The following is a 15110-nucleotide window of genomic DNA, read 5'->3' as shown; positions in this document are numbered from 1 at the left end:
CTTTCGATTTAAAAGTTAGGTTGTAGCAGTGTGATAGATGCTTTTTTATGTAATAAAAACTGAAGTATTTCGTTTGTATATTCTTTTTCGATTTGTAATTGAATAAGATTTGGATTTGCATTGTGTGCAACGTGTATAAAACCGGATTGCTTTTTTAGTTCTATTGCTGAAAATGTGTCGTGAACGATTGCCTCAATATAGACCTGTTCCGCTACTTTTTGTGCAGAGGTATTTTCTACAATTGTATGATTTGCTAACGTCACAATTCTATCGGCGAAGTTTTCTAATAGTTGTTTTTCGTGACATGTGAAGAGTATAGATATACCTTGTTGTTTTAATGAGAGTAAAATATGTTCTAATTCTTGCTGAGAGTTAGGATCGAGCCCAGAAAGCGGTTCATCTAAAATTAATAAATGGACGTCTGTAAGTAATGCTTGCATAATACTAGTTTTTTGTTTCATACCTTTTGAAAAGTTTCGTACAACAGAATGTCTTGCATGCTGTAAATGAAAAGATTCAAGAAGCATCGGGATTTTATCTTTTAAATATTTGGTTGATAAACCGTGAATGTGGCCGAGATGATATAAATAATCCTCTAATGTAAAACGAATCCCTTCAGGAAAATGTTCAGGTACATAGCCAATTTGTATATGTTCTTTTCTTTGAAGTGCCCCTGCCGTAGGTGAAACAAATCCTGCAATTATTTTGAGTAGAGTACTTTTTCCCGTCCCGTTTCCGCCAACAATGGCGAGTGCTTCTCCTTCTGGAATGGATAAATCAATATTGTCTAGTATAAGTGATTTGCCGTACTTCTTTTGAATTCCCCGTAGTTCTACTAGCAAAGTTCTATCCTTCTTTCTTTAAATAGTGTATATATCCATTATATAGGAGAATAAAAAAAGACGTGCAGTGAATGCACGTCTTTTTTTGTTATGTTTTGTTGAATCGTCGATATATCCGAGAAATCGTTGATATATTGTAAGTTATGATAGATATATCGAAAAAATCGTTTATATATCCCGAGTTACGATAGATATAATTGAAAAATCGTTGATATATTACCCCGCATTAACGGGCAGTAAAACTCCCACCTTAAAATTGGGCTGGAGCAAAGAAGTTAGTTGGGAGATAAACTGCCCATAAATGCCCGATTGGTTCAACTAATAATCAGTGGGGATTCCCCCCACTGATTAAAGTTTCACTTTATCGTTTCTCAATCGCCACAATAAATGGCGGGTTATTTTGCTGGTTAATGAAGCCATATCGCAGTACGTGAGCTTGTTTTTGGTCTAGTTCTTCTGCAAATTTGAGAACAGCGTCGCGTTCTACTTGTCCTTCTGGGTGTCCGTGGTAAATGACGAGGACGATGATACCTTCAGGTGCCATTACTTCTAGTAATTGTTCAATTGCCGAAATTGTTGAGTTCGGTTTTGTAACGATATGCTTGTCACCGCCAGGAAGGTAACCTAAGTTGAAGATAGCGCCTGTTACTTTTCCTTTTGCGTCTTCTGGTAGTACGGATAGAAGTGTATCGTGACTATCGTGAACTAAAACAGTACGTTCAAAAAGTTCTTTTTCTTTTAGACGAGTTGTTGAGCTTTCAATCGCTTCTTTTTGAATATCAAATCCAAATACTTTTCCGCTATCCCCAACAATTTCAGCTAGGAAGCAAGTGTCATGACCATTTCCAAGTGTTGCATCTACAGCGTAGTCGCCTTCTTTAACAGCCGTTTGCAGCAGTGTGCGAGCAAACGGTAATACACGTTCTAATTTCATTGTTGTTTCTCCTCATTTGCATATTTTCCTTGCCAGCTTCCGCGGCGTACAAATTCTGCATCGATGGAATTTAATACTTCCCATTTATTTAAGCTCCACATTGGACCAATCATTAAATCAGGTGGGCCGTCACCTGTGATACGGTGCACAATTACGTCTTCTGGAATAATTTCAAGTTGGTCAACAACAAGACTTACGTAATCCTCAAGAGAAAGGAATTCGAGTTGTCCTTTTTCATATTGCTTCACCATTGGCGTTCCTTTTAATAAGTGAAGTAAGTGGATTTTAATTCCTTGTACGTCAAGTTTCGCTACTTCACGAGCTGTTTCCATCATCATGTCGTAATCTTCAAGTGGAAGACCGTTAATAATATGAGAGCAAACTTTAATGCCGTGCTTACGTAATTTATTTACGCCTTCCACGTAAGACGGATAATCGTGAGCGCGATTAATAAGGTTTGCAGTTCGTTCGTGAACAGTTTGTAAACCGAGTTCAACCCAAAGGTATGTGCGTTTATTTAAGTCCGCTAAATATTCAACAACATCATCTGGTAAACAATCTGGACGAGTTGCGATAGAAAGACCGACAACGTCTTTTTCTGCTAGAAGCGGTTCGAATTTTTCTTTTAACACTTCAAGTGGTGCATGTGTATTTGTGTACGCTTGGAAATAAGCGATACATTTGCCATCTTTCCACTTTGAACGCATTTTTTCTTTCATTTCATGATATTGTGTTATAACATCATCGCGGCGATCACCAGCGAAGTCGCCAGATCCGGCAGCGCTACAAAATGTACAGCCACCGTAAGCAACTGTACCGTCACGGTTTGGACAATCGAAGCCAGCATCTAATGAAACTTTAAAGATTTTTTCACCAAATTCATTTCGTAAATGGTAATTCCATGTATGATAACGTTTATTGTCGTTTGTATATGGAAAAGGGTTTTGAACCTTCATTATTTTCCCTCCTAAGCCGAGTCAAAATGAAACAAAATCCATTATAACATACTCATAAGGTAGAGATGGAAGGGACACACTAAAGGGGAATTGAAGCAAGGAGGGACAATTATGGCAGAGCGTCAATCACTTGAATCGTATATTACACAAGCGGAACAAGCGGTGGAATATGCAAAAGAACAATTAGAACAAGGCATGAGACAAGAGCATTACAATACGATGGAGTATTCAGATGCACAGTTACAATTAGAACAAGCGTATAACGATTTACAAACGATGCAACAACATGCGAATGATGAGCAACGTGAGCAATTAAATAGAGCACGTATGGCAATTCGCCAATTGCAACATCAAATGATTATTACACCGCACTAATAAGGAGTGAATGTAATGGCGAAACGTTCAGATCAAAATAACCCAGAGCAAAAAACACAAAATGGACATAACGCTGAGTTTTCGAATGAACTTGATCCCATTGTTCAAGTAAAACAGCGTAATAGTAAAAAAGGACAACCTCAAAAATCAAAACAATCAGAGTAAACCAGGTCGCAATATGACCTGGTTTTATTTTGTTATATGACAATAATGTAAGATTTCTGTAAGGTTTGCCGATAGTTGTAATTGTCCTTTTCCAGTAGAGTAAGGGAGGATTAAATTTTGGACAAGGAGCTGCTTTATGGGGAACAATATTACAAACAAACGAATTGATGAGTTAGATTACATTCGTGGCTTCGCATTACTGGGGATTATTTTAGTAAATATTTTAGCACTACTTAATATTAAAACTCCAGATCCTAATACAGTAGATGCTAGCTATCAAAGATTTTTATACTTATTTGTAGAAGGTCGTTTCTTCTCAATCTTCTCATTCTTATTTGGAGTGGGATTCTATATCTTTATTTCAAGAGCGATTGCGAAAGGGAAGAATGGCTATGTTTTATTTTTACGTCGCTTAGTAGCATTATTTATTTTTGGTTTAATTCATCAAATGTTTCAGCCTGGAGAAGCACTAGCGTTATACGCAATTTGTGGGTTAATCGTTTTGCCATTTTATAAAGCGAAAAAAGAAGTGAACCTAGCATTAGGACTTATTTTGACAATTGCCTTCAGTGTAATGGGAGTTAAAGAACTATTACCACTTGGCTTAATTTTATTAGGACTTGCTGCAGGACAATATCGTGTATTTGAAAATCTCACGCAAAATATAAAGAAAGTCGCTATTTTTGCAGGTATTATGTTTGTTTTAAGTGTCATAGCAGTATGGTATCAATATGGGCACGCTCCTGCTGAACCATTTATAAATGGGATAATGGAAACTGAAGATGGAACAATGGATGCTGCAAGTCAGTTTCTAAAAATTGGTATTACTGTTGGACCAATTATTTCAGCTTTCTATGTAGGAGCATTAATTTTATTACTTCAGTTAAAACCAGTTCAAACATTATTAGCACCATTGAAATACTACGGTCGTATGGCTTTAACAAATTATATCGGACAAACGGCAATGATTTTAATTGCTGGTAGTGTATTTAACTTTGCAGGAAATTTAACATACATGCAGACGTTATATGTATGTATCGCAATTTATGCAATTCAAATTGTGTTTAGTGTAATTTGGATGAAAATCTTTAAAATGGGTCCATTAGAATGGATTTGGCGTGTTATTACGTACTGGACGGTAACACCTTTAAAGAAATAAAGTGAAACTTTAATCAGTGGGCTGTTCCTTTCGCGGAACAGCCTATTTTTATTGTCATCTTTTGTCGATAAGTCGATATATTTTGGTAATCGCTGATAAAAGTGTAAGAATCGCCGATATATTTTGGTAATCGCTGATAAAAGTGTAAGAATCGCCGATATATTTGAAAAATCGCTGATAAAAGTGTAAGAACCGCTGATATATTTTAACAATCGCCGATATAATTTCATTTACCGATTCACTATGTCGAAATGCGAACTAGTATGAAAAGCCAAACTTACACGCCCACCTTCTTTATATTACAAAAGTGTAAGGTAAATGTAATGTTAACAAATAGCAGTTCACCTCCAAAAGGCGCAAAATAGGTAATGGAAAAACAAGCGTAGGAGGATATATATGACGAAACCAGTTGTAGACGTGAAAAACGTTCAAAAAGTGTACGGTAAAAAAGGTGAGAACCAATCACACGCGTTAAAAGGTGTTTCATTCTCAATTCAAGAGGGTGAGTTTGTTGGGATTATGGGACCATCTGGTTCTGGTAAAACGACATTATTAAATGTAATTTCAACGCTTGATAAAGCAACGGGCGGCGTTGTTGAAATTGCGGGTACGGATATTACGAAAATGAAACAAGGTGAGCTTTCTGATTTCCGTTCACAAAAGTTAGGATTCATCTTCCAAGATTTTAACTTATTAGAGAACTTATCTATTTATGAAAACATTGCACTTCCACTTTCTCTTCAAGGTGTCGCATCACGTAATATTGGACCGAAAGTAGAAAAAGTAGCGGATATGTTAGGGATTACAGAAATACTTCAAAAGTATCCATCTGAAGTATCTGGTGGACAGAAACAACGTTCAGCAGCAGCGCGTGCTTTAGTGCATGAGCCGGCAATTATTTTAGGGGACGAGCCAACAGGAGCGCTTGATTCTAAAAATGCAACGAGTTTACTTGATGCGATGACAAACTTAAATAAAGATCAAGGCGTATCGATTATGATGGTTACGCATGATCCATATAGTGCAAGTTACTGTCAGCGTATTTTATTCATTCAAGATGGTGAGCTATATAAAGAAATTCATCGCGGTGGTACGCGTGAAGAGTTCTACAAAGAAATTTTAGATGTACTTGCAGATTTAGGTACACAAAAAGCGTAAGAAAGGAGGTTCCAGTATGTTATTTAAACTTTCCATGTCGGGGCTGAAAAGTAAGCTGAAAGATTATATCGTCTTACTTGTCGGTCTTGTCATGTCGATTTCAATTTTTTACATGTTCCAAACGTTAGCACTGAATAAAGCATTTTTAGAATCTAATTCAGTGATTAAATCTATTGGATTCGTATTCCAAGCAGGATCATTTTTATTAGCAATTATAACGTTCTTCTACATTTTATATGCAAACTCTTTCTTATTATCTCTTCGTCAAAAAGAGTTCGGTATGTATATGATGTTAGGGGCGAAAAAACATAAAGTTACATTACTTATGTTTATTGAAACAATCGTATTAGGTGCTGCGTCTCTTGCAATCGGGATTGCAGTTGGAGTAGGACTTGCAGAAGGTATTGGACAGTTATTAATGAAACAGCTTGAATTTGCTGGTGAAGGGTATAAAGCATTTTATCTACCATCTATGACTGTTACGTGCATCTTCTTCTTTGCACTATTTGTATTATCAGCAATTATGAACAGTATTAAATTGTCACGTATTTCTGTATTGCAACTAGTACATGCAGATGCACAAACAGAGCGTGTTGCAGTAAAAGGTAAAAAGACAGTTGTAGTGGCATTCCTTGCTGTTATTTTATTAGGTATAGGTTATGCATCTATGATCTATATGGAAAAACTAAAAGAGATGGGAATCCTTATTGCATTAATTACAACGACAGCTGGTACTTACATGCTATTTGGCTCACTTCTTCCAGTCATTATTAAAAAGTTAAAAAGTAATAAAAAGCGTAGTGAAAAAGGACTTAACGCTTTTACATTTGCACAATTAAACTTCCGAATTAATAGTTTAACGAAAGTGCTTGCAACAGTGGCAATGTTAGTTGCGCTTGGAGCTGGTGCAATTTCGGGCGGTATGGCGTTCAAAAATAACGTTATAAAAATGGTAGATGGTTTAGTAATATATGATTCAGTAGTTCATAATCCAACAGCTGAAGAAAAGAAAGTTTTAGACGGTATTACATTTAAAGAGAAAAGCGAATATCGTTACAAAGTTGATGATAAATACGTTTACTATGTAAAAGAAGATTTAGAGAAAAATCGTCCTTTAGTAAAAGATATGGCAAAGATGAAGTCTATGAAGGATTTAGTAAATACGAAAAAAGTTTCAGAGGAACTACCGGTAGGTGCAGTTTCTAGAGAGATGAATCAAAAAGATGCGAACACTAAAGAACTTTCAGCGGAATGGATAGATGCTTTTAGTACAATCCATCCATATTATTTATACAATGATCATGCAATTAAAATTGTAGATCAAAAAATGTACGATGGGATAAATGGTAAAGATGGTATAGCATTTATCGGAAAAACAGATGATTTTTTAACATATAAAAAAGAATGGAAAAAACTTGACGAGTTGCAGCTAGATAAATATAAAAATGTAAAAGCTGAACAAATGGATAGTAAATATCAAGCTTATAGTGGGTTCTATGGCATTGCGAGTGGAACAGTATTTATGGGATTCTTCCTTGGAATTGCGTTCTTAGCAATGATGGCAAGCTGCCTTATGTTTAAAATTCTTTCTGGTGCATCAAAAGATATTACGCGTTATCAAATGCTTCGTAAAATCGGTGTGCGCCGTGAGTTATTAACGAAATCAATTTATAAAGAGTTATTCTTAGTATTCTTATTCCCAGCAATTGTGGGTATCGCTCACGTATTAGTTGGTATGAATATTTTCGGATTTATTTTAATCGATCCGTACTTCCGTATTTGGGTACCAATCGTAATTTTCGTAGTTATTTATGCGATTTATTACTTCATTACAGTTCAATTGTATAAAGGAATTGTTCTTCCGAAAGAAGATTAATAATAAAAACCGAGCAAAAACGCTCGGTTTTTATTATTTTCAGAAAAAACACTTTAACGTTACTGAAATGTATAATATAATGTAAATAAGTAACGTAATATAAAAGTAGGAGCAGCTGGATAAGGAAAGGAGGAATCCAATCTGTAGAAAAAAGCTGAACTTTTACCCCCACATTTTTTTACCGCAACGTATTTATACAATCGTAAGTTTCCACATTGAAAGTTTTCAGAACCACCTGAGTATATTGTGAAAATAATGGATAACACATGGAAATCTCATAGCATGATAAGGTAAAATGGACAACATAATGAGAAAATTACCGTTCATAAGATGAGGAGAATACATGTATGGAAGTTGTAGAGGCATTAAAAGATATAAGCCAAATTGAGGCTATGAAAAAATATTTAAAAGAGCACTCCCAGCGAGATTATCTTTTATTTGTTATTGGAATTAACACAGGATTAAAAATTACAGAATTACTTAGCATGAAATTTGAAGATGTATTAAATGAAGACGGGACTGTTAAAGAGTTTTATGCTCTTCCTGTGAAAGATGAAAAATTTAAACAAGATATTTATTTAAATACAAAAGTAAAAGAAGCGCTTTTAGATTACGTACAATCTATTGGCGTTAAAAGAGAAAATTACGTATTTCAATCTAATAAAACGCCAAATTCAATTACGCGCCAACAAGCGTATCGTGTAATTCATAATGCTGCAGAAGCAGTTGGAGTTGTTGGTAAAATCGGAACGAATTCAATGCGAAAAACGTTCGGATTTCATGCTTACAAAAGAGGGATAGCGATTGCGCTATTGCAAAAACATTTTCATCACGCGACTCCATCAGAGACACTAAAGTATTTAGGTATCTCAAAGGATGAGAGCTTTAAAACGGAGATTGATGTCGATTTATAAAAGCCGTAACTAAAAAATTAGGAGGCGGAAAATATGAATATTAGAGAGAGTGAACTGCCGGGTATTGGATGTAAGTTTGAAGTGATTACAAAAGGTAATGAAAAGATGGTTATCGTTATTCATGATGATGGCCGAAGAGAAATGTACCATTTTGATACTGATCATGAAGAGAGTATTTCAAGCGTCTCTCTTCGTGATTCTGAAGCGAGACAAATTGCAGCTATATTGGGCGGAATGGTATATAGACCACAAGCTTTAGATACGATTGAAATGGCTTTTGAGGGATTATCAATTGAGTGGTTTAAGGTGGAAAATAATGCACCAGTTGTACAAAAAACAATTGGTAGTTTACATGTTCGAAACACATATAACGTAACGATTATTGCCATTTTGAAAAAGAATATGAAGAAGTTCTTTAATCCAGGCCCAGATTCTATCATTGAAGCTGGCGATATGCTCGTATTATCAGGTGAAAGACATGAAGTGAAAAGAATTATTAATGAGTTGCTTTCAGTAGGAGGGGATTCATAATCGATGGATACTTTAATCTTTGAAGTTGGAACTGCGTTAGTATTAGTCGCTTTTGCAGCTATTCTTGCTGCAAAGTTAAAGTTCTCGATTATCCCGTTTCTTATTATACTCGGTATGCTAGTGGGGCCTCATGCCCCAGATTTAGGGCTTATCGATTTAAGATTTATTGAAAGTGGAGAAGTTATTTCCTTCCTCGGCCGTGTTGGCGTCATATTCCTCCTATTTTACTTAGGTTTAGAATTCTCAATTAAAAAATTAATTAAATCAGGAAAATCAATTGCTTTTGGGGGAACTGTTCATATATCGCTTAATTTTATATTAGGTTTACTTTACGGATATATAATGGGTTTCCCCTTATTAGAAACATTAATTATTGCTGGGATTATAACAATTTCATCGAGTGCAATTGTTGCGAAAGTAATTGTTGATTTAAGAAGATCTGGTAATAAAGAGACGGAGCTAATTTTAGGAATCATTATGTTTGATGATATCTTTTTAGCGGTATATTTATCAGTCGTTTCAGGATTAGTACTCGGAGGGGCAACGTCATTTGTAGGTGCTCTTACATCTATTTTAATCGCAGTAGGGTATATGCTACTATTCTTTGTAGTTGCTAGAAAAGCTACACGATTTTTAAATAAAATGTTAGATATTTCGTCCAATGAAATTTTTATTATCGTAATATTTGCTATTTTGTTCTTTGTAGCAGGATTTTCAGAAACGATTCATGTTGCGGAGGCGATTGGAGCATTATTACTAGGACTCGTTTTTTCTGAAACAGAGCATAGTGATCGAATTGAACAGCTTGTTGTTCCGTTTCGTGATTTCTTTGGAGCTATATTCTTTTTCAGCTTCGGTTTAAGTATAGACCCATTTTCGCTTGGCGGAGCAGTGTGGTTGGCATTAGGAGCAGTTTTCATTACTCTTATCGGTAATTTTACTGCTGGAATGGTTGCGGGGCGTAAAGCTGGGTTATCGCATAAGGCTTCTACGAATATCGGTTTAACGCTTGTATCACGCGGAGAATTTTCTATTATCGTCGCGAATATTGGAATTGCGGGTGGCTTAATGGCAGCGATTAAACCGTTCTCAGCTTTGTATGTTTTAATATTAGCATCGTTAGGACCTTTGTTAACGAAAGAATCTGGGAGAATATACTCGCTACTAGATAAGGTGTTTAAATGGAGTGCTAAAGAACGTGTGAAGCGAGAAAAGGAAGTTGGATAGTACAAATAAGGGTAGACTGCATGAAAATTTCATGCAGTCTACCCTTTTATATATTGTTACTGTTGTCGTTTTTTGTCGGTAAGTCGATATATTTTAATAATCGCTGATATATTTGTAGTTGCGCCGATATATTCTGATAATCGCTGATATAATCCAAGAAGCAACTAATATAAATTCATTTACCGACGAACTATTATCTGAATTTCATCAACTATTAATCAGTTGCCTTCCTATTTAAAAACGACTACAATTTTACTGTTATATATGAACGAAAAAAATAGAATAGGAGGGGAAGCTATGCCAAGGAAAGTATGGCTATTAGTAGCTGGGATGATTATTAATGTCACGGGTGCTTCTTTTTTATGGCCTTTTAATACAATTTATTTGCATGATCACCTAGGAAAATCTTTATCTGTGGCCGGAATGGTATTAATGATCAACTCGCTTACCGGTGTAATCGGAAACTTGCTCGGCGGTGTTTTATTTGATAAATGGGGCGGTTATAAATCAACTTTAGTAGGGATTGTGATTACACTTGTATCAATTTTAGGTCTTGTGTTCTTCCACGGTTGGCCGTTATACGTTGTGTGGCTAGCGTTAATCGGCTTCGGTTCTGGAATGGTCTTCCCATCGATGTATGCGATGGTCGGTACAGTTTGGCCAGAGGGCGGAAGACGAGCATTTAATGCGATGTATGTTGGACAAAACGTTGGTATTGCGATTGGAACAGCGTGTGGTGGATTAGTTGCTTCGTATCGTTTTGATTATATTTTCTTAGCGAACTTTATTTTATACTTTGTTTTCTTCTTAATTGCTTTTATTGGATTCCGTGGTATGGAGGACAAGAAGGAGCCAGGAGTACAAAAAGAAGTCGAAATGAAAAAAGGTTGGTCACTTACACCTGGATTTAAAGCACTTCTTATCGTGTGTGTAGCATATGCTTTATGCTGGGTTACATACGTACAGTGGCAAGGTGCAATTGCAACACATATGCAGGAATTAAACATTAGTCTTCGTCATTATAGTTTATTATGGACGATAAACGGAGCAATGATCGTTTGTGCGCAGCCACTTGTTAGTATGTTAATTCGCTGGATGAAGCGTTCCTTAAAACAGCAAATTATGATTGGAATTTTCATTTTTGCGGCGTCATTCATTGTGTTAAGTCAAGCGCAGCAATTTACGATGTTCCTCGTTGCGATGGTAACATTAACAATTGGTGAGTTATTTGTATGGCCTGCGGTTCCAACGATTGCAAATATACTTGCACCAAAAGATAAATTAGGATTTTATCAAGGGGTCGTAAATAGTGCGGCGACTGTAGGGAAAATGTTCGGACCGGTCGTTGGCGGAGCAATTGTTGATTTATACAATATGGAAGTATTGTTTATAGCAATCATGGTAATGCTTGTAGTAGCGCTTGTAGCAACAAGTATTTATGATAAACGAGTAAAAGTAGAAGAAACAGTTGAAGAAAAAATTGCAGTTTAGTTTGACGGAACATGTTCACATGTTTTAGAATATATTTAAATAAAACAACCTTTAGAACAAGGGAGATAGCTCGGCTGTCTTAAGATGAATTCGTTAGTTATGAAGAGTAACGATTAACCGAGAAGTCCTCGCTTTAGTAAGCTCTTAAGAGATACTAGGTGAAGGATAGTTCACGTAACTTATATGTGTAATAACAGTGAGAAGGAGTAGTAGTAATAGAAGCTGGTTTAGAGAGTTGACGGTCGGTGCAAGTCAATCCACGTTTCGTTATGAACTCGCCTTTGAGTTGCAGTTGTGAAATTAATAGTAGCAATTGCCGTTAATCCACGTTACGGATCTAAGCGAATGTACATTTGTACATTAATTTAGGGTGGTACCGCGGGAATCTACAACCTCTCGTCCCTTTCTAGGGATGAGAGGTTTTTTGTATTTTGGGCGGTGAAAATAAATATAATTTCAAGGAGGGTATCTCATGAGCTTTAATCATCAAGAAATTGAGAAGAAGTGGCAAGGGTACTGGGAAGAAAATAAAACATTCCGTACGCCAGATGAGACAGAAAAACCAAAATTTTATGCACTAGATATGTTCCCATATCCATCAGGTGCAGGTCTACACGTAGGACATCCAGAAGGTTATACAGCGACAGATATTTTATCTCGTATGAAGCGTATGCAAGGATATAACGTTCTTCATCCAATGGGATGGGATGCATTCGGTCTTCCAGCAGAGCAATATGCACTTGATACTGGAAACAGCCCAGCTGAATTTACAGAGCATAATATTAATACGTTCCGTAACCAAATTAAATCATTAGGTTTCTCTTACGATTGGGATCGTGAAGTAAATACAACAGATCCAAATTACTATAAGTGGACGCAATGGATCTTCCTAAAACTATTTGAAAAAGGCTTAGCTTACGTTGATGAAGTACCTGTAAACTGGTGCCCAGCACTTGGTACAGTACTTGCAAACGAAGAAATCATTGACGGTAAGAGTGAGCGTGGTGGACATCCAGTTGAGCGTCGTCCGATGAGACAGTGGATGTTAAAAATTACAGCTTACGGAGATCGTCTATTAGAAGATCTAGATGAGCTTGATTGGCCAGAAAGCTTAAAAGATATGCAACGTAACTGGATCGGTCGTTCTGAAGGTGCAGAAGTACACTTTAACATCGATGGTACAGACGAGAAGTTCACAGTATTCACAACGCGCCCTGATACATTATTTGGTGCAACATACTGTGTACTAGCTCCGGAACATGCGCTTGTTGCAGAAATTACAACAGCGGAACAAAAAGAAGCAGTAGAAGCTTACATTAACGCTGTAAAAATGAAGAGTGACCTAGAGCGTACAGAACTTGCGAAAGAAAAAACTGGTGTATTCACTGGTGCTTACGCAGTTAACCCAGTAAACGGTGAGAAATTACCAATCTGGATTGCTGATTATGTTCTTGCAACTTACGGAACAGGTGCTGTAATGGCAGTTCCAGCTCACGATGAGCGTGACTATGAATTCGCATCAGTATTTAATCTTCCAATGAAAGAAGTTGTAAAAGGCGGAGATATTACGAAAGAAGTGTACACAGGTGATGGTGCACACGTAAACTCAGCATTCCTTGATGGTTTAAATAAAGAAGAAGCAATCGCAAAAATGATTGAATGGCTTGAAGTAACGAGCGCAGGAAATCAAAAAGTAACGTACCGTCTACGTGACTGGTTATTCAGCCGTCAACGTTACTGGGGTGAGCCAATTCCAGTAATTCACTGGGAAGATGGTACAATGACAGCTGTGAAAGAAGAGGAATTACCATTAGTTCTTCCGAAAACAGAAAACATCCGTCCTTCAGGTACAGGTGAATCACCACTTGCCAACATTGACGAGTGGGTAAATGTTGTTGATCCTGAGACTGGTAAAAAAGGTCGTCGTGAAACAAATACAATGCCGCAATGGGCTGGTAGCTGTTGGTATTACCTACGTTACATCGATCCAAACAATAGCGAAGCACTTGTAGATCCTGAAAAAGTAAAACAATGGCTTCCAGTTGATATTTATATCGGCGGAGCGGAGCACGCTGTACTTCACTTACTATATGCTCGTTTCTGGCATAAAGTATTATACGATATCGGTGTAGTTCCAACGAAAGAACCGTTCCAACAATTATTCAACCAAGGTATGATTCTAGGTGAAAACAACGAGAAAATGAGTAAATCAAAAGGTAACGTTGTAAATCCTGATGATATCGTAGCAAGCCACGGTGCAGATACACTTCGTCTATACGAAATGTTCATGGGTCCATTAGATGCTTCAATCGCTTGGTCTGAAAATGGTCTTGACGGAGCTCGTCGTTTCCTAGACCGCGTATGGCGTCTATTCGTTCAAGATAACGGTGAATTAAGTGAGAAAATTACTGACGCACCAAATAAAGAGCTTGAAAAAGCTTACCACCAAACAGTGAAGAAAGTAACAGAAGACTATGCAGAGCTTCGCTTCAACACAGCGATTTCTCAAATGATGGTATTCATCAACGATGCATACAAAGCTGAAACACTTCCAAGAGAATATGTAGAAGGTTTCGTAAAAATGATTGCACCAGTTGCACCTCATATCGGGGAAGAGCTATGGAGCAAGCTTGGATACAATGAAACAATCACATATGCAAGCTGGCCAACATTTGATGAGTCTAAACTTGTAGAAGATGAAGTTGAAATCGTTGTTCAAGTTATGGGTAAAGTTCGCGCAAAACTAACAATGAGTAAAGACGCATCAAAAGAAGAAATGGAACAACTTGCACTTGAAGCAATTCAAGACCAAATTGAAGGGAAAACAGTTCGTAAAGTAATTGTTGTTCCTGGAAAACTTGTTAACGTTGTTGCAAACTAAATCATTTGAAAAAGCTCAGAGCGTTTATGTTCTGAGCTTTTTTGTATAGAAAATAATCTCAGGGTCACCTTCATCTAAGTTTTCAACTATTCCGCTACGTATAAAACCATTCGAGTTAAATACTTTCTGCATACTTTCATTCGATTCGTTCGTTGAAGAAAATATTTTTTGAGTAGGAGAATGACTTAACATATATGAGATTAACGAGCTTGCATAGCCTTGCCTTCTTTTAGTTGGTGAAACAATGATTAATGAGAGGAAAGTACAACCAAAGAAATTTGTATCGTATGTTAGAAAGCCAGAGATAGAATTTTCTTCTGTTACAATGATGCATCTGCCTTCACGGATAGTGTGCTTAATATAATTTCGTCTACTATCGTTTCCAATTACGTCAATATCTATATGTAAGATTGCATCTAAGTCATTGATAGAAGCCTTTATTACGTTTTTCAATAGAAATACCTCCTAGAAAAAATATTCAGTTAATTAATTTTATCATGAATGAAGAAAAAGGAGCGGAATTCTAGTGCAGACAAACACCTATTTTTCTATAGGAAATATGATAAAAAAGGTAGGCTAAATTGAGTAGAAGAGGTGAAAG

14 protein-coding genes and 1 other annotated feature are annotated in these 15110 nt (G+C 36.6%); of the genes, 10 read left to right on the top strand and 4 right to left on the bottom strand.

Annotated features, from left to right (window positions below):
- Window positions 1-8: 8 nt before the first annotated feature.
- From ACQGS6_RS02530 to ACQGS6_RS02520, 3 genes are all read right to left on the bottom strand, one after another.
- The gene (locus ACQGS6_RS02530) at window positions 9-842 is read right to left on the bottom strand and encodes an ABC transporter ATP-binding protein (protein WP_000959741.1); all 834 of its coding nucleotides are present in this window, start codon (window positions 840-842) and stop codon (window positions 9-11) included.
- Between the two features lie 361 nt (window positions 843-1203).
- Window positions 1204-1776, bottom strand: a complete 573-nt coding sequence (locus tag ACQGS6_RS02525) for a class I SAM-dependent methyltransferase (RefSeq protein ID WP_000764497.1) — start codon at window positions 1774-1776, stop codon at window positions 1204-1206.
- Entirely contained in the window at window positions 1773-2732 is a 960-nt protein-coding gene (locus tag ACQGS6_RS02520; RefSeq protein ID WP_000868030.1) for a TIGR01212 family radical SAM protein, read from the bottom strand. The genes ACQGS6_RS02525 and ACQGS6_RS02520 overlap by 4 nt, the downstream gene beginning before the upstream one ends.
- A 111-nt stretch (window positions 2733-2843) precedes the next feature.
- On the opposite strand from ACQGS6_RS02520, the gene ACQGS6_RS02515 reads away from it, so the two are divergent.
- The 10 genes from ACQGS6_RS02515 (at window position 2844) to leuS (ending at window position 14509) form a co-directional block, all read left to right on the top strand.
- Complete coding sequence (locus ACQGS6_RS02515; RefSeq protein WP_000840871.1) at window positions 2844-3107, top strand: YtzC family protein; 264 nt, start codon at window positions 2844-2846, stop codon at window positions 3105-3107.
- Window positions 3108-3122: 15 nt separating this feature from the next.
- Window positions 3123-3272 carry a hypothetical protein gene (locus ACQGS6_RS02510; RefSeq protein WP_001129340.1) on the top strand — a complete coding sequence of 50 codons (150 nt, stop codon included), beginning with the start codon at window positions 3123-3125 and terminating at the stop codon, window positions 3270-3272.
- A 136-nt stretch (window positions 3273-3408) separates the two neighbouring features.
- Window positions 3409-4431: a DUF418 domain-containing protein gene (locus ACQGS6_RS02505; RefSeq protein WP_000527731.1), complete on the top strand. Its 1023-nt coding sequence runs from the start codon at window positions 3409-3411 to the stop codon at window positions 4429-4431.
- Window positions 4432-4827: 396 nt separating this feature from the next.
- Window positions 4828-5589 (top strand): ABC transporter ATP-binding protein, encoded by a 762-nt coding sequence (locus tag ACQGS6_RS02500; RefSeq protein ID WP_000165837.1) that lies wholly within the window; start codon window positions 4828-4830, stop codon window positions 5587-5589.
- Window positions 5590-5605: 16 nt separating this feature from the next.
- The gene (locus ACQGS6_RS02495; RefSeq protein ID WP_326318294.1) at window positions 5606-7465 is read left to right on the top strand and encodes an ABC transporter permease; all 1860 of its coding nucleotides are present in this window, start codon (window positions 5606-5608) and stop codon (window positions 7463-7465) included.
- Between the two features lie 347 nt (window positions 7466-7812).
- The gene (locus tag ACQGS6_RS02490) at window positions 7813-8379 is read left to right on the top strand and encodes a tyrosine-type recombinase/integrase (protein ID WP_000454205.1); all 567 of its coding nucleotides are present in this window, start codon (window positions 7813-7815) and stop codon (window positions 8377-8379) included.
- A 33-nt stretch (window positions 8380-8412) separates the two neighbouring features.
- Complete coding sequence (locus ACQGS6_RS02485) at window positions 8413-8910, top strand: cation:proton antiporter regulatory subunit (RefSeq protein ID WP_001026056.1); 498 nt, start codon at window positions 8413-8415, stop codon at window positions 8908-8910.
- A gap of 3 nt (window positions 8911-8913) precedes the next feature.
- Window positions 8914-10137, top strand: a complete 1224-nt coding sequence (locus tag ACQGS6_RS02480; RefSeq protein ID WP_000380174.1) for a cation:proton antiporter — start codon at window positions 8914-8916, stop codon at window positions 10135-10137.
- Between the two features lie 297 nt (window positions 10138-10434).
- Window positions 10435-11628, top strand: a complete 1194-nt coding sequence (locus tag ACQGS6_RS02475) for an MDR family MFS transporter (protein ID WP_001137555.1) — start codon at window positions 10435-10437, stop codon at window positions 11626-11628.
- Between the two features lie 187 nt (window positions 11629-11815).
- Window positions 11816-12035: a binding site (T-box leader), on the top strand.
- 65 nt (window positions 12036-12100) lie between these two features.
- Window positions 12101-14509 carry a leucine--tRNA ligase gene (gene leuS, locus ACQGS6_RS02470; protein WP_000009466.1) on the top strand — a complete coding sequence of 803 codons (2409 nt, stop codon included), beginning with the start codon at window positions 12101-12103 and terminating at the stop codon, window positions 14507-14509.
- A gap of 24 nt (window positions 14510-14533) precedes the next feature.
- Here the strand turns inward: leuS and ACQGS6_RS02465 are convergent, their stop codons facing one another.
- Window positions 14534-14962, bottom strand: a complete 429-nt coding sequence (locus ACQGS6_RS02465) for an N-acetyltransferase family protein (protein ID WP_426964865.1) — start codon at window positions 14960-14962, stop codon at window positions 14534-14536.
- Window positions 14963-15110 lie beyond the last annotated feature (148 nt).

This window comes from Bacillus sp. GMs2/2, assembly GCF_050172095.1.
Classification (GTDB): domain Bacteria; phylum Bacillota; class Bacilli; order Bacillales; family Bacillaceae_G; genus Bacillus_A; species Bacillus_A cereus.
Note: the sequence above shows the minus strand (reverse complement) of the source record. Positions and strands in the feature narration are given on the sequence as shown.